The organism is Phnomibacter ginsenosidimutans, assembly GCF_009740285.1.
In the GTDB taxonomy this organism is placed as follows: Bacteria; Bacteroidota; Bacteroidia; order Chitinophagales; family Chitinophagaceae; genus Phnomibacter; species Phnomibacter ginsenosidimutans.
In genome coordinates, this window is record NZ_CP046566.1 from 2,954,488 (window position 1) to 2,971,703 (window position 17,216).

12 protein-coding genes are annotated in these 17,216 nt (G+C 44.7%); all 12 read right to left on the bottom strand.

The window, feature by feature from the left end:
• Positions 1 to 35 precede the first annotated feature (35 nt).
• The 12 genes from GLV81_RS12750 to GLV81_RS12795 all read right to left on the bottom strand — a co-directional run bounded on the left by GLV81_RS12750 (position 36) and on the right by GLV81_RS12795 (position 17,212).
• The gene (locus tag GLV81_RS12750; protein WP_157479202.1) at positions 36 to 3,833 is read right to left on the bottom strand and encodes a family 78 glycoside hydrolase catalytic domain; all 3,798 of its coding nucleotides are present in this window, start codon (positions 3,831 to 3,833) and stop codon (positions 36 to 38) included.
• Between the two features lie 30 nt (positions 3,834 to 3,863).
• Positions 3,864 to 6,575 (bottom strand): glycoside hydrolase family 2 protein, encoded by a 2,712-nt coding sequence (locus tag GLV81_RS12755; protein WP_246185982.1) that lies wholly within the window; start codon positions 6,573 to 6,575, stop codon positions 3,864 to 3,866.
• Positions 6,576 to 6,658: 83 nt separating this feature from the next.
• Positions 6,659 to 8,140: an MGH1-like glycoside hydrolase domain-containing protein gene (locus tag GLV81_RS12760; RefSeq protein ID WP_246185983.1), complete on the bottom strand. Its 1,482-nt coding sequence runs from the start codon at positions 8,138 to 8,140 to the stop codon at positions 6,659 to 6,661.
• Between the two features lie 68 nt (positions 8,141 to 8,208).
• Positions 8,209 to 9,687: an FGGY family carbohydrate kinase gene (locus GLV81_RS12765; protein ID WP_157479204.1), complete on the bottom strand. Its 1,479-nt coding sequence runs from the start codon at positions 9,685 to 9,687 to the stop codon at positions 8,209 to 8,211.
• A 54-nt stretch (positions 9,688 to 9,741) separates the two neighbouring features.
• The gene (locus GLV81_RS20475) at positions 9,742 to 10,035 is read right to left on the bottom strand and encodes a transketolase C-terminal domain-containing protein (RefSeq protein WP_246185984.1); all 294 of its coding nucleotides are present in this window, start codon (positions 10,033 to 10,035) and stop codon (positions 9,742 to 9,744) included.
• A gap of 16 nt (positions 10,036 to 10,051) precedes the next feature.
• On the bottom strand, positions 10,052 to 10,729 hold the full coding sequence (locus tag GLV81_RS12770; protein ID WP_246185985.1) for a transketolase family protein: 678 nt from the start codon (positions 10,727 to 10,729) through the stop codon (positions 10,052 to 10,054).
• A gap of 73 nt (positions 10,730 to 10,802) precedes the next feature.
• Positions 10,803 to 11,642 (bottom strand): transketolase, encoded by an 840-nt coding sequence (locus GLV81_RS12775; RefSeq protein ID WP_157479205.1) that lies wholly within the window; start codon positions 11,640 to 11,642, stop codon positions 10,803 to 10,805.
• A gap of 27 nt (positions 11,643 to 11,669) precedes the next feature.
• Positions 11,670 to 13,085 carry an L-fucose/L-arabinose isomerase family protein gene (locus GLV81_RS12780; RefSeq protein WP_157479206.1) on the bottom strand — a complete coding sequence of 472 codons (1,416 nt, stop codon included), beginning with the start codon at positions 13,083 to 13,085 and terminating at the stop codon, positions 11,670 to 11,672.
• Between the two features lie 8 nt (positions 13,086 to 13,093).
• Positions 13,094 to 13,543 (bottom strand): hypothetical protein, encoded by a 450-nt coding sequence (locus tag GLV81_RS20480; RefSeq protein ID WP_246185986.1) that lies wholly within the window; start codon positions 13,541 to 13,543, stop codon positions 13,094 to 13,096.
• Between the two features lie 44 nt (positions 13,544 to 13,587).
• Positions 13,588 to 14,925, bottom strand: a complete 1,338-nt coding sequence (locus GLV81_RS12785; RefSeq protein WP_246185987.1) for an exo-alpha-sialidase — start codon at positions 14,923 to 14,925, stop codon at positions 13,588 to 13,590.
• A gap of 2 nt (positions 14,926 to 14,927) precedes the next feature.
• Entirely contained in the window at positions 14,928 to 15,836 is a 909-nt protein-coding gene (locus tag GLV81_RS12790) for a glycoside hydrolase family 43 protein (RefSeq protein WP_157479207.1), read from the bottom strand.
• 2 nt (positions 15,837 to 15,838) lie between these two features.
• Positions 15,839 to 17,212 carry a glycoside hydrolase family 140 protein gene (locus GLV81_RS12795; protein ID WP_157479208.1) on the bottom strand — a complete coding sequence of 458 codons (1,374 nt, stop codon included), beginning with the start codon at positions 17,210 to 17,212 and terminating at the stop codon, positions 15,839 to 15,841.
• Positions 17,213 to 17,216 lie beyond the last annotated feature (4 nt).

Genomic DNA, 17,216 nt, shown 5'->3' on the forward strand with positions numbered 1-17,216 from the left:
TGTTGCTGTGCCGTTTTGGTTGCAGCAACTATGGGTTAATCATCTGATGTGGTGGCGTCCGATTCGTGGGCACCCGGCCATTGCTTGTTCACTATTTCCTGCAGTGTCAGTTTGGATGGATCCACTACTACATGCTTGATTCTTTCTCTTCGCCATGTGTACACAATGTGCACCAATCCGTCTTTCGTTTGTATAACCGAAGGGTACGAATACTGGCTGATGGGTGAATCTTCCAGTATCAATGCTGCATACCAGGTTTTACCATTGTTGGTAATGCTCACATTCAGTGGTGTGCGGGGCCCCTTCCCTTTTACCCAACTGTTGGTGGGCAGCAAGTGGTTGTACACCAACAACTGCCGGCCATCCTGCAGCGTAACGGCATCGGTGCCAGAGTTGTTGTTGGGCAATGGGCTGGCTTGCATGGGCGACCATGTTTTGCCGCCATCATGACTCCATGTTTCATTCAACGTGGTATTGCGGCTGCGGCAAAGCAATTGCAGCCGGCCATCTTTATATTGCAAAATGCTGGGCTGAATGGCTTGTGTTGGATTGGCATCATTCAGTGCTTCTGTTTTGGTCCATGTTTTACCGTAATCACGGGTCATTTCTATGTGTGCTTTCCATCCGTTTTTTTCGGTGCTCGACGGACACATCAATACCCCGTTTATCATGACGGGTTTGTTTTTGATGGGCCCCAAAAATCCTTCCGGCAATGCTTCACGTTTGCTCCAGGTGTAGCCATGGTCTTTGCTACGCATCATCCAACCAGTCCATCCTGCTACATTGGGGCCAATTTTGTAAAACAACAATAGCTCACCGTTATCAGCATAGTACAACACAGGATTATACGTCGGATATCTTGTAGAATCATTGAGCACACCATCGGCAACCATGTTGGGTGTTGTCCATTGGCCATTGCGTAAATGACTGGTGTAAATGCACACATCTTTATTACCTTCCTTGGTACCGCCAAACCATGCTGCTATCAACCCTGATGGTGTTTCAGCAATGGTAGCTGCATGGCTTTCTGGAAAAGAAGCTCTCTCGAAAATGAATTCATCTTTTACAATGCCCTGTTTGAAAGGTTTGTTGCGTACAAAATGATAGGTGCCCGATGGAATGTTAATTTGCAGCAGGCCTTTTTCCAGCTTACCAATACTGATATAATTGTAGGCCGTCAGTGGCTTGCCGTTTTCCGTAATTTCTTCTACTGCTGTTGCAGGTATGTACACTTGGGCGCTACTGTTGGCAGGAATAGTGATGTGCCATTCAAACTTTGACTCAGTGTTTTTCCAATGGCTGGCAATGCTACCATGCATGCTTTCATAGGCCGCCTTCACTTCTTTCAAGCCAGCGGGTATAGTAGGTTTCATAATTACTTTTTTGAAACCTACTTCAGATTTATGACTGCGAATGCCAGCGAGGTTTTCATAGAACCAGGTAATCAAATCGCCCAGCAACATCACGTGGTTTTGACTGTTCATGCCGGGGTCGGCCGTGTTGCCATTCCACAATTCCCAAATGGTAGTGGCACCATTGGCCGCCATATAGCCCCAACTCGGATAAGTATTGTTGGACGCAATGGTATACGCCAGTTCGGGATAGCCATACTCGGTAAGGCCACGCATCAACCATTGCGAACCAATGAGCCCGGTGCTGATGTGATCGTGGTTTTCGACATGCACTTTGTGCCTTATTTTTTCGAAAACTGCACTGCGTAATGAATCGGGACATATACCGAAGTACAAAGGCAGCAGGTTGGCAGTAACAGTATTGTTGCTGTATTGCTTGAGTGCAGGCCGGTAAAACTTTTCCTGAAATGCAATACGAATGCTGTCACTCAACTTGCCGAAGTAAGCAGCATCTTCAGGCAGTTGCTGCATGCCAGCAAAGCGCTGCATGTACGAGAGCAATTTGTAATAGTATGCTGTAGCTATCAACTGGCCATCGGTTTGGCGGCTGCTGTCTTTTGAGTGAATCAAATGCAAGGCTTCGGGAGGCACACACCAGTCGCCATATTTGTCTTTCGTCATGATGTATTGCTTCATGAATTTTTCTTTCATGTACATCATCCACTTTTTCATGCTGGCATAATGCTTCCGAATCGGCATATCATCGCCATACTGATTGTACAAATGATTGCTGATAAAAATAAATGCCGCTGGCCAGGTTACATCATCGGTATAATAATTCCAGAATGCAGGAGCCACATCAGGAATGCTACCTGCAGTTGTTTGGCTTTCTTCTATGTCCTGCATCCATTTGGCATAGAGTTTCGCATTGTCAAACACAAAACTTTCACCCTGTGCTCCTACTGTTCTGTCGCCCAACCAAGGCTGGCGTTCGTTGCGCTGCGGGCAATCAACCGGCATGCCTTTGTAATTGCTGGCAATGCCCCACCACGCATTTTGATACACTTGATTAATCACTGCATTGGAAGTAGAAAAACGTCCCGTAGTAGTCAATGCATCGTACACCAACTCGCCGCTAAACTGTGCCAGCTGTGGTGTGCCAGGAAATGCACTTACTTCCACATAGCGAAAACCATGGTAAACAAATGATGGCCGCCAACCGTTGGCATCTATCGCATGATTGCCGAAAAAATATTTATCAGTCACCTTTGCATCCCGCAAGTTGGCAACAAACAATTCGCCATTCGGTTGCAGGCTTTCAGCAAAGCGCAACACAATGCTGTCGCCTTTTTTGCCCGCAATATTTTTCAGGCGCATCCATCCCGAAAAATTTTGCCCCATGTCAATGATGTATCTGCCGGATGCATTTTTGCGGATGGATTTTGGTTGAATAATCTTCATCACTTGCATGGATTCTGTCGACTGTGCCTGCAATTTCCCATCGGGTGCTGTTACAAGATTGGCCTGCATCCATTTCGATGCATCGAAGGCTGCAGTTGTCCAACCGGGCCATTCTTTTCTTGCATCATATTCTTCACCATCGTATTCGTTGTTGCTGCGAATGGCACCATCCACATTCAGTTTCCAGCTTTCGTCGCTCAGCACCCATTGCTTGCTACCATCTGCATATTCCAGTTGCAGTTGCAGCAGCAGTTTGGGGAAACCAAAGTTGTTGTGCTTGTGTGTTTTATAGTTTTGGCGCATGGTAAAAAAACGGCCATTGCCCAGCACCACGCCAATAGCGTTGTTGCCTGCTTTCAATGCTGTGGTTACATCATGCGTGTTGTACAACACCGTTTTCCGATAGTCAGTAGGATTGGGCGCCAACACCTGATTGCCAATTTTTTTTCCATTGATGTACAACTCATACATCCCCATACCGGCTATGTGTACAGTAGCCCTCTTCAAAGCAGGCTTGGCAGAAAAGCTTTTGCGCAAATACCGTGCACTCAACCGCGACCACTGGCTGATGCTATCCCACGGTGAAGCCTGATCGTAACCAATCCATTTGGCTTTCCAATCGGATGATTGAAAAAGACCGGTACTAAATTCGGATGATAACGTAACTGGATTGCTGCTCTTGTTTGTCCAAGCCAATACTTTCCAATAATAGCGGCTACCCGATTGCAACGCCGCACCATTGTACCGAATGTGTATGCTTTGGCTGCCAGCTACTTTTCCCGAATTCCAAACATCAGCTTTGTTGGCCGCCAGTGCAGCCTTGCTACTGCTCACCAGCACTTGATAATGCGTTTGCTGTACATTTCTTTCCTGGCTGATGAGCTGCCAGCTAAAGCGGGGTTGAGCTACATCAATGCCTTGCGGATTGCTCAACATTTCGCAACGCAATTGTTGCAAGCGGGCTTGTGCAGACAGCTGCAACGAAAACAACACCGCTAACAGAGAAAAAAATGTACGCATACTATTGAGCTGAAAAGTTGAAGAATAAAGTCATGTGTAAAGCCCTTGCAGGATCTTTTCGTAGTCGTAAAAAATATTTTTGAAGCCCATTGGGCCAGTGGTTTCATTGCGTTGTGTTTTGGTACCAATACTGCTGATGCCATGCATAAAAGAAATATCACCCGGTGGAAACAATGGTTCGTAATTGTGCCACTGATCCGTTTTCCAAGCAGGCGTAAACAAACGCAGGAAAATATTTTCTGTTTCGCAAACAACAGTAAAGCGATTGCTTTTGCTGAAAAAATAACCGCCATAAAAACGGGAATGATAGCCTTTGAACTCAGGATACAACCACGGGCTCTCTCCAGTTTCAGCATTATTGTAGGTTTTGCTCCATACACCAAACTGATTGCCCTTCATTCTGTTTTTCCAAACACGATACGGGCCATCGCCCATATAGGTAACGGATTGTACTTCCTTTTCCGGAAATGAAAAATTGATGCCCGCAAAATTGGTAAAGTAGGCAGATGGAAAGTATTGCACTTGCAGCTTTACCCAACCCGATGGATAAATGGTCCAACTGATGTTGTTGTAATGGCTTTGCTTGTTGTATTGCGTTTGCAACACAACAGAATCGCCGGAAGCTGTTACCTGCAAAGCACCCAGATTATTCACTGCATCTTGCAACACTGGTCCATTGTGCAAAGGCAGTACACCCTTTGCATTGCTCACAGATTGCATGATGCCATTGTATTTATTGAACTGAATGGTTACATCACTCACCCGAACTTGCAGCATTGAATCTTGCTCCTGCAGTTGAATAGCATGTGGCCCTTTTATGCTGCGCATTCTTGAACCGATTGCAGCTGGCTGATGAATCGGGTAAGTCCAGGTAAACAGTTCCTGCTGTTGCGCATCTGTAATGCTGAGATACAAAACATCGTATTCCATCCAGTTGGCAGGCAGGTTTAATTGAAGCGTCGCTTTGGTGAGTGGTGCAGCATCAGGCATCGGTGCAGTACCATTCACTTCATTCGTACTGCGTACATCAATCCTTTTCAATTTCCAACGCAGTTGGCAAGTGTTCAAATTGGTAAAATGATACCGGTTTTCAACAGTAAAACTTCCATCGAAATCGGGTGTCATTTCTCTTCGCTCAATAAATACCGGACTCCAGATTTGTTTGATGGCAAAATAGCTGCCTTCTTTTTCATGATGAGGACCTACGATACCATCCGCAGCCCGATGTTTATCTGTATCCAGCGAATCATTTTTGTCTTTTCGAACAACAGCATTGTCGGCAAAGTCCCACAAAAAACCACCGGCACTCAGTGGGTTGTGCCACATGTGTTGCCAGTAATCTTCTAAGCCGGCACCATGTCCCCCATCAAACTGCCCATGCAAAAATTCAGTAGGCATTACTATCTCATTGCCATTGTCGTAATTGCCAATGCCATAGTTGTACTCACGGTAGTGTTGTGTTTCTACACCATTGTACAACTCCCATGGATGTACAACTGGCCGCTGCTGCAAATCATATTGTGTAAAGTATGCATCGAGTTCACGGTTGTGCCCGCCCTCATTGCCATTGGCCCACAACACAATGGATGGATGATGCGCATCATGCAACATCATTTCTTTCAACAGCTTTTTCCCGGTAGGCGTATCGTAGTGGCCATGCCAGCCCGCCAACTCATCCATAACAAACAAACCCAACGAATCACACACATCCAGGAAATGATCATCAGGAGGATAATGACTCATTCGAACAGCATTCATGTTCATGCTTTTGATGAGCTGCACATCTTCCACACTAATGCGATAGCTGGTGGTGCGGCCCGTTTCCGGACGAAATGCATGCCGGTTCACGCCTTTGAATTTCATCTTGACGCCATTTACATAAATGCCGTCCCGTTGCTTTAGCTCAACCGTTCTGAAACCAACTTTCTTGCGTATGCTGTGCAGCAGTTTTCCCTCTTGATAAATGGAGAAAATCGCTGTGTATAAATACGGCGTTTCGGATGTCCATTGCCGTGGTTGCGTCAGCGTTCCTGTCAACAGCATTTCGCCGGGCCTTTCCGGATGCACATTCTTCCCTTCAAAAATGGATACCGTTTTTCCTGTTGCATCCAGCAGTTGCACTTTGGCTTGAATGGCTTGTTGGCTATTGCTGTTAAGTGTAGCAAAAAAACTACCATCAGCTTCTGCTCTCCATGCTACTTTACTTATGTGTACTGCAGGCAATACTTCCAACCACACCGGGCGAAAAATGCCGCCAAAAATCCAAAAGTCAGCCAGCCTTTCTGCTGCGTTTACAGAAGCGTTGGCAGAATGCTTCGATACTTTTACTTCCAGCAAATTTTCTTTGCCGTACTTCAGCAAATTGCTCACGTTGTATTTGAATGCATAAAAGGCCCCCTGATGAATTTCGCCAGCCTTCTGTCCATTCATGGTTACTTCGGCATCCGTCATTACGCCTTCAAACACCAAATTGATTTGCTTTCCTTTCCAGGCGATTGGCGCATTAAAACGGTGCTTGTACAAACCCTGCTCTTTCCCTCTTACACTGTCTTTGGAAAAGCCATAATCATACTTACCAAACCCTTGCAACTCCCAACAAGATGGTACAGCAATCTTTGTCCACTTATTGGCATTCATGCCAGCTGTACACATAAAATCCCATTGTACCGTTGCATCGCTGCCAGTGCCAGAGAGATATATTTTTTCGGTTTCTTGTGCGTTAGCTGAAAGTGAAAAAAACATCAAGTTGTAAAAGCAACAGACCAACACAAAAAACATGTGCTGGTTATTGCGCCAAAATGAAAAAAATGTATGGATAAACCTGATCATAGTTTGCCTGTAATTTTTTCGAGTGATAAAGAAGAGGCTACTTTCTTCCCATTCACCCACACACTCAATCCCTTGCCCCGCTTATACTTCGTACCGTCTTCATCCCACACAATGCTGATGATTTTATCATGGTACAATACATTGTCAAGGCAAAACCATTTCCATGTATGCTGAGGTAATAATGGCGATACTTCCAACACATTATCGGCCCGTGGACGCAACCCTACCAAACCAGTAATGATTAAATCATTAAACGTAGAATGATTGTAATATCTGCTCCGTTCTTCATCGCCTTTTAACCAGTAACCCGTTTTTTCATCGAGGTACTCGCCAATGTATGGACGCCCCCGATAGTATTGCGATTCAACATACGTGTTCAGCAGTTGAAAATAATCTTGCTTAGATACGTAGGGAGCTGGCTGCACCTGCAACAAATTGGCCATACCCGTCAATGTTTGTGCAGTGGCAAATGGCCACACTGCACCATCCCATTCGCATTTGCAACACCCATGTGTTCTGAATTGCGGATGACTTCTGTCCGCAGTAGTGATGCCAAAAGGAGCACAAAATGTTTTGGTATCTGTCAGGCTTTTCCAAGCAATATTGTAGCTGCTATCGGGCATATTGAAATACCATGGAATAAACCCAATGGCTTCTTTCACCGCGGCCAATGTATCGCCTTGCTCTTTGCGTACTTCAAAAAAGTTATGTTCACTGTTCCAGAGTTTTGATTGCGTTTCGGCTTTAACGGTTTTGGCTTTCTGCAAATAGTCTGCCGCCTTTGTTGCATCACCATTCAGGTGCCACAAGGCTGCCATAGCATTGGCATTGCCATACATATACCCGTTGATGGAAGGTCGTGGATTCTTTTCTTTTCTGCCACCGCTAATGGTTTCTTCCATGGCGTCCCGCACATCGTATTGCCAATACAAACCATCGGGCCGCTGCTTCTCTTTTTCCCAGGCCTGATAATCCGCATCCAAATCAGGCAACAGATTCAAGACGAAACTCTTGTCCCCATTGACCAAAAAACGATTGTAAATGGCATCCATATTCCAGCTGCTGTAAAAGCGGAGCTTATTCAGCGGCTTTCCGTTATTGCCCCTGTACCAAACCAGCAGGTTCTCATCCATGTACTGCTTGTGGTGCAACCAGCGAGACTCGTAAATATGATGCCCCAACCCGCTGGAGATAAGATTGTATTTATCGGCATAACTACGCTGCACTAAAAATTCTGTCATCACAAAACCTTGTGGGGTTTTCTTGATGTGTTTGCGCAACGTCCACCAACGGTAATAGAAAATCTCTTCCATGTTTTGCTGCGGACATTCAAACAGCGGAATGTTTTGCTGCATCCAATACCACGCACTATCATTTGGAATGGCTTGCTCAATATTGGGCGTTTCCATGCTGTTGAAATAATCAACATAATGCTTGAATTGCTGATGCTTGAGCAACAATGGCTTTGATTGTGCCATTGCTTGACATGTGAACATCAACACAGCTGCTACAGCAATACAATATTTGAATACACACTTCATGGTTATTATATTAACTGCTTCCAAACAGCATAACTCTTTTTTATTTGATTGGCATCTGCATCAGGAAGAAAACTTTTTTGAGCAACCGGTAATTGTGCAATCACCACAAGATTGTCAAATACACCTGTTTTGAGTCCCGCCAACAATGCAGCACCCAATGCGGAGACGTCTGGATTGCCAATGGTAGTTACTTTTTTACCCAACAAGTCGGCCATGCTTTGCACCACAAACCGATTGGCAGAAATTCCGCCATCCACATTGAAATCATGCAACTCAACAGCAGCGTCTTGCTCCATGGCAGTAATGACATCTTTTACCTGAAACGGAATAGACTCCAACGCTGCCCGCACAATATGATTTTTGGTGGTGCCGAAACTCATACCACTAATAGAAGCCCTGCGTTCTGGCTGCCAATGCGGCGAACCTAATCCACTGAACGCAGGAATCACACACACACCTGCACTATCAGCAACAGCGTTTGCCATGGCTTCAGTTTCTTTGCTATCGGCAAATAAATTCAATTCATTTTTCAACCATTCAATAGTGGCGCCGCAGGACACAATCACGCCTTCAAATGCATAATCAATGCGCCCATCAATACTCCAACAAATGGTAGTAACCATTCCGTTGTTAGACCGTACCGGTTTATCGCCAATGTTCATGAGAATGCTGCAACCAGTGCCCAATGTAGCTTTCGCAGTGCCTGCTTCAAAACAACCTTCACCAAATGCAGCAGCATGCGAATCGCCAATCATACCTGTTACAAGAACGGGTTGCGCAAACAACCCATCCAATGTTGTTTCACCAAAAAATGCGGAAGATGATTTTACTTCCGGCAACTGAATACCTGTTAATCCAAACGCATCAATCAACTCATTATCCCATTGCAATGAATGCAGATTGAAGAGCAGTGTTCTTGAAGCATTGGTATAGTCTGTAGCATACTTTTTGCCGTTGGTCAACTTGTACAGCAACCATGTATCAATTGTTCCGAAGTAAGCTTCTCCACTTTGAATGGCTACTTTTATGGCCTCATTATTCCTGTTGAGCCAGATGAGTTTGGTAGCAGAAAAATAAGGATCAATCACCAGACCGGTTTTCTGATTCACCTGTTCAGACAATCCTTGTTGCTTCAATTCCTCACAAATTTGTACCGAACGTTTGCATTGCCACACCACAGCATTGTGCAATGGTTTGCCGGCTTTATCCCATACAACAAATGTTTCCCGTTGATTGGAAATGCCAATGCCAGCAATTGCAGTTGAATCAAATCCCTTTTCAGTAAAAGCCTGCAAACATTTTTGTACAGCTGCCAGTACGTTTTGATAAATGATTGCTGGCTCCTGTTCTACAAAACCATGGTCGAGATAATGCGTATGCAAATTCTCAGCACCTTTTGCAATAGCCTGCCCTTGCTCATCGAAGACGAGTGCCTTGGTAGAACTTGTTCCCTGATCAATAGCAAGTATATATTTCGCTGACATATCTTTTATTTTCTCTCACCGATTTCAATGACACTACATAGCTGCACCGTCTGATTATTGCTGAATCAGCTTCAGCACTTCACTTGCTATCCCCTCTTTACTAATTCCGTAATGGTTGAAAATTTCAATCTGCGAACCTGTTACCGTGTATTCATCTGGAATACCGATGATCTTAAATGAGCCTCCCCAAACCCCTCCGGTGGAGGGGCTTTTCAGCTGCATTAAAAAGGATGCCACTGCTTCACCTAATCCACCATAAATACTATGCTCTTCCACTGTAACAATTGCTTTGCACTTTCTTGCAAGCGATTCAATAAGTGCAGTATCCAACGGCTTAATGGTATGCATGCTTACCACTGTTGCTTCAATGCCTTGTTCTTTTAGCAACGCTTGCTGCCTGTACTGCGGGATAAACCGTTTCACCATTAGCAATGATGGCGACATCATTTCCTTCGGTGATGATTCTTCCTTTACCAAAAACAAATGAGTCGTTGTTATTTGCTTTTAATGCAGGCATTATTTTTTTGCCGAATCGCAGGTACACAGGTTTGTCACTAGCTGCCGCAAGTTCAGTTGCTTTTTCGGTTTCGAAATTATCGGCGGGAGCAACAATGGTAATATTGTTGATGGCTCGCAACACTGCAAAGTCGTGCAGACTATGATGCGTACTTCCCAATGCACCATAGCTAACGCCAGCACTGATACCCACAACAGTTACCGGATGATTGCTGTAGCAGATATCGGTTTTGATTTGCTCCAACGAACGTGCCGTTAAAAAACAAGCCGGCGAAACGGCAAACACTTTTTTACCGCAAGAACCTAAGCCCGCAGCTACGCCCACAAGATTTTGTTCTGCTATTCCTACTTCCACTATTTGCTGGGGAAACTGCTTTCCAAAAGGCACCAGCTTTCCTGACCCTCTCGAATCGCTGGTAACAGCAATCACGTTGCGGTCGGATGCTGCCAGCCGTTGCAAGGTTTCAGCAAAAACATCCTGGTTGGGCTTGTCGCCTCCGGGTTCTATATGTATTTGTTCTGCCATCTTCTTTTTATTTAACTACAAAGACACAGAGCACAAAAAGAGCCACTAAGCTTTCTTTGTGCAGCTTTTTTTCTTAGTTACTCAGTCGTTCAAGATTGATTCGTTCCGCATCTAATTCTTCCATTGCCTGTTCATACTGTTCCTTACTGGGCACACCATGATGCCACTTCAATTCATTCTCCATGAAGCTCACCCCCTTTCCCTTTGTTGTATGTGCAATAATGACAGATGGCTTCCCTTTTTCAAAAGGAAGACTGTTGAATGCAGCTCTTAGTTCATCAATATCATTTCCGTTTACTTCTTTCACTGCCCAGCCAAATGCTTTCCATTTTTCATCCAACGGGTCGGTGTTCATTACATCACTCGTAGCTGCTGTAATCTGCAGACTGTTCTTATCAACAATAGCACAGAGGTTATCCAGCTTGTAATGTGCTGCACTCAAAGCGGCTTCCCAGTTGCTGCCTTCGGGCAATTCACCATCCCCCATCAAGGTAAACACACGATACGCTTTGTTATCGAGTTTGGCAGCAATAGCAGTGCCTACACAAATAGGCAAACCATGCCCCAACGCACCAGTATTTTGTTCAACACCTTTTACTTTTCGGGTTGGGTGGCCGATGTAATGAGATTGATATTTACACAACGTGTTCAACTCTTCTTCCGGAAAAAAACCTTGATCGGCCAACACGACAAACAATGCTTCTACGCAATGTCCTTTGCTTTGCACGTAACGGTCACGGTCGGGGGATGCAAAGTTTTCCGGCGATACATTCAACACATCGTTGTACAACACGTTCAGAATATCGGTAGCTGATAAACTACCACCAGTATGCCCGGCTTTTGCCTGCAAAATGTATTTGAGTATTTTTTTCCGATACTCAACTGATTTTAATTTTAATTCCTTGCTTGTCATTTTTAATGCTTTTGAACCATTCACCATTTACCCATGTGTGTAGGTTTCCCAACCCAGGTAATTTTCAAACGACTCTTTCAGAATGCCTGCAGTTTTGCTGGCGTTCATTACTACATGATGTTCAAAACCATTGCGGCATACATAATGCATTAAGCCTTGCAGGTTGTTGATTTGTGCCACAGCACGGTTACCAAAAGTGTTGAGTGAATCATTCGTTAATTCACCTTCACCAATGTATGCTTTGATAATGCCTTTGCAATCATCCGTACTGATACGACCGTATGTTAATGGCATGGCGGGAGTACGGCCATCCAATGCACCATACGTATTTTCTGTACCAACACTTGTACCAAGAATGGGTGCTGTGCTAATGGTAATATCCGGCAAGAAAGATTTTGCCCAGTTGCCACAATGGAACAATACACATTTGGTATCATCATCGGCATAGTTGTTGTTCCAATCTACCAGTGCAGATGGTGAACCACTTGCCAATTGCATGGCATACATACTGAGTGTACCTGTTACATCTACTTCGCATGCAGAAGGCAACATGTTTTCACTCATCATACTCATGCTGGTGCACACATTGCAACCATAGTTTTGTTGTAGCGATGTCCAGCATTGAATAGCGGTTGCGTCTAATGAATTGGCAGCCATAAAATCGGCAAGCGCCACATCCAATTTTGCAATCTGTACCAATCGATCGTTGGGCGTAGCTCCTGTAGCTGCATAGGCATGTATCTTTTCCAGTTTCTCTTTTACCGATTGATCGCTGGCAGTAAGTTTATTGGCATTACCCAGTATTTCACTCAGGTCAACTGTTGTTACAGAAATACCGTTGCGTTGTAAAATTTTCTCACTGTAACGAACGGTATTGAATGCTCCTGGCCTTGCGCCCACTGCACCTATTCGCACTTTGCGCATACCTTTCACCACACGACAAACAGCAAGAAAGTTTTTCAAATCAGCAATGAAACTTTCATCCGTCGGACTCACCACATGTTTTGTAGTAAGTGAATACTTGATGCCAAACTGATACAGATTGTTGCACACTGAAATTTTTCCGCACCAGGCATCTCTCCTGTTTACCACATCCATTTTGCCTAAATCATCGGGATAGGCCTGTATCAACACAGGCACATTCAAGCCCGACCACTTAATGGTTTCTGCAACACCCTTTTCATCGCCAAAGTTGGGCAGCACCACCAAAATGCCTTCAATGCTGTCTGCATGTTGTTTGAACAATGCCGCACATTTCTGTGCCTCCGAAAAAGTTTCTACACCGCCGAGCTTTGTATCGGCGTCACTTAGCATTACTGGCGTAATGTTCAATTGATGAAACAGGTCTATAATTTGTGTTCTTGCTTCTGCCACCAGTTTATCAGGAAAGAAATCACGGTTTCCGATGATGACACCGATGGTTGCATATGATTGATTTGCCATGGTTATACTTATTTATGATTTGTAAATACGCTATGAATAAAATAGGTTGCTTCTTTCACTCTCGATGCTGCAGCAGGCGGATCATAATCCTGATCGGTGGGTGTGTCTGCATTGGGAAAACGCCGTACTTCACCCGTACGAAATGCAATACGTTGCACCGTTTCTACAGGCTGAAAGAAAACATTCAGGGACGGTTTTCCATCGTTGATAATAACAGAATAAAAACGAGTAGTAGTATTCAATTCAATTCGAATACGGAGTGTTTCTCCGGCACGGTATTTACCCAGGCTCTTGTTGCGATAGCCTTGTTTGGTAAGCACATTTCCTGCACTATCCAATATCAGGCGTAGCGTTGCAGTGCCTTTACTATCCAGCACTTCCACGTATAAATCACCATGTTGATTTTGCGCCGGCGTAAGGCTAAAATCAATATTTACCTGCTTCGATTCTGGAAACAAACGTTCCGCTTTTGCATAATCAAAAGGATCGCTATCGTGCAGCGTTAGTCCTTTTTATCCAAAGAAACATTACACCACAAAGGGCTATAGATATTCCATTTGTTCCATGCGGCTATCGCGGTATCTGATGTAAAATCATCCTGCACATCAGCTGTTGCTTTATCTGCAACGGGCACAGGAATTTTGCTCACCCACATGTCCTCTTTGTTCATACTGTAGGTCACCCACATGTTGCCATCAGCAGGCTTGCCATTCATTTCCTGAATGCCCCGCACATACTGTGGTCCATAACTTTTGTAAGCGCCGCCATACCGCATCGAGGTTATTTCACCATTCACCAACAACAGATTGTTGTAATTCAAGCCATCCTTGCTTACACTCACAGCCAATGGCCAGCGAAACTCTGCCGGATTGTACACCGTTGCATAATTGCCATCGCTGGTGCGCTGACCCCATATTTTTGCATTGGCGTTGATAAAACCCGGAGCCCGAAGCGGACCATACTGCCATGTTTTACCTTCATCTTTGCTAATACTCGTTAATGCGTATTTCCACAAGCCTACTACATGGCCGTTGGGTAAATGATAAAAGTTGAATGCTTTAAAATCTTTTTGCAAAGGAATCAGCGGATCATTTCTGTCGGCCTCTTCTACAGTTTGCATCATGAGTAGTGGCGTCGCTAAAATTTCTTCGCATGCTGCCTGCAAAGCTTTATCACCAGATGATTTATAAAACGGATACACAGTGTTTTGCGCATTGAATGCATGGTTGTAGCGCAAAAAATAAATCGGGCCAAAGCTGCCATCAGCTTTTACCTCCCGAATAACACGGCCTATGCCATTGCCATCATTCGGATCATCTTTTGCACCCAGTACAATACCATAAAAACCCAATGCATACAATCGGTTGGCTTTCGATACATAAAAACCAAACCGCTGATGCATCACCGCAAAATTGTTGTGTGCTGTATCTTTTTTGCCGGGCTTTACATAACCATCCGGCACTTGGTATGGCGGAAAAATAATGACTGGTTCCGTCCACTCATATCCATTGGATGAAGATTGCAAAAGTGTTTGTCCGGCACCTTGATGTTCACCAACAGGATTGCTCAGGTATTCGAGATAAAACTTATTGTTCCAATACGCCAACATAGGTGCGTGGTTATACGTCCATGCAGTGGGCTTTGGTGCATCGGCTCTGTTGGCCCGCATGGTTTGTATGTTGTGTACACCCATGGCCGGCGATAACTGCCCATGATGATAATCGACATTTGCCAGTGTGCTACCTATATATCGAACCGTATCTTGAGCACAGGCAACATTTACGTTTGCCATGCAAAAAATGAGAGCAGCTGCACCTATCGTATTCTTCACTACACGCATAATCATTTTGTATTCTTAATCAACCGCCGGATGAATGTTCTTTTTACGGGCACTATCGTTCCATGTTTGTGGCCAGCTGGCACCTGCACTTCTGTCGTTACATTGTTGAATTGTTGAAAGTTGCTGGTGGAATAGGCTTCGTAAATTTTCTTTTGGTAGGAGTCAAAATAAATCAACCACTGATTGCCAAGTTTTACCACGGTTGGGCCTTCTGTAAAAGCATCGCTAAAGGGTGCAGAAATCTTTTCCCATGGCCCATTGATGCTATTGCTAAAAGCAACTTTCAAATTGCGTTCCGGTCTTGTATTGTCTTTGAGCACCAATACAAAATCGTTTGCAGCTCTTCGCACAATCACCGCATCAATCACACTAAAACCCGGGTCAAGAAATAATTGGGTGGGCGAAAATGTTTGAAAGTCTTTGGTGCTGCTGATATACATGCGATGATTGTTGCTGTCAGCCTCCTGCCCTTTTTCGAACCTACCGGGAATGCAACTGGCCCAAATGATGCTGTACGTTTTTGTAGCCGCATCATAAAAAATCTCCGGAGCCCACACATTTACCGTAGTTGGTTCGTGAGCCATTACCGGTATCAAACGTTGTTCACTCCAATGGATTAAATCTTTGGACGAAGCATAACCAAATCCTTTATCGCCACGCCAGCTACTGGTCCACACCAAATGAAAAGTACCGTCAGGGCCTTGTACCATTGACGGATCCCGCATAACTTGCTGATTACCTACGGTTGGCTTCAGCAGCACTGTATCCAAATCTGTCCAGTGTTTGCCATCGAAACTGTAGAGCATGCGTAGCCCCGCATCTGCCGGTTCGTGAAAGGATGTAAACAAATAACCTTTGCCTGCACAAGAAGTCAGGAAAACACAAACTACTATGTAAACAAAATACCGCATGTTTATTTTTCAATCACCAATACCCAGTCGTTACCATTGGCTTCATCGCCCGGTGGATCAAATGTTACTTCACCTTTTTTAGTAAAGGTTTCAATTGCTATCTGGTCGCCGGTAGCAGGCTTTATCCAATAGGCTTTTGTAGGTGTAAACATGATTCGGTTCATGTACAATTTAAATGACCGACCGGTGTATACATAAAACATGGCCAGCTTATAAGAAGCTGCAGCTGCTACACGGGCATAGCGTTCACCATTGTCCACAACCAAATGCTGTGCGGATGCATGCTGAAAAAAATCTTTGCTTTCAACCAGTTTTTTCAGCTGTTGCATTTGCGTAGCACCCGGTGCCAGCAATGCTTGTTTCCAATTCATGGTCACACCATAATTGGCGGTCCAATCACCAGCATTGTTGAATTGCATCACCGCATTTTCGCCATAGGTAAAACCAGCACCACCGGCAAAAACACTCCAGTAAGCATAGCGGCGCAAATCAGCATCGGTCCAGCGGGGTTGCAAACTATCGTGCAAACCATGCGGAATGTTTTCATACGAAGGCTCACCATCCAACGTTGGTTTTACCGGGCTGAGTTTGTAATCCAGTGCCACGTACTTCCAGTTGTCTTCGCCAAAGTGATGTGTTTCCGTAGCTACGGTATCCTGCGCATAATCTTTATGCCCACTCTGAAACATATTGAAATCGAGCCAGCTACTGTTGTGAAACCATTCGCTGGAAGTTGTTCTTCCCCTTGGGTGAAAAGTCATGAGGTGATGGGGATCGTATTGCTTGATGGTTTTACCCAGCACTTCCCAAACTTCGCCACCTTCTGAACCTCTTACATCGCCACCATTCAGCCAAATGATATTCGATTTCTTAGCAAAACGCTGTGCCAAAAATTGGCCATACACGGCAGCTTGTTCCGGCGTTACTTTTCCGCCTTTCACGTTACTTCCCCACACTGGTACCAGTGCCATATACATACCCCGTTTGGCCGCTTCATCTACAATGTATTCTACGTGATCCCAATAATCGTATGCATCTGCATTATCAGGATTTTTCCCTTCCGTTACATTGGGCTTCGACACATCTTCATTTCGCAAAGCCAAATCGCCGTACACATTTTTGGTATTGTTCATGTCGTGCAGCACCATTACCTGTATCACATTAAATCCCTGCGACTTTCTTACATCCAGGTAGTGCACCGCATCCTGCCGATTGCATTTTACAAACAACAACCAGCCGGTATCGCCCAACCAAAAAAAGGGTTTTCCATCAGCCGTTTGAAAATACCGTTGATTAGAAGACACTTGCAACAAAGGCAACTGCGCCTGTGCAAACAAGTGAAGCAACATGCCTATCGATACTAAAAACTTCTTCATAATC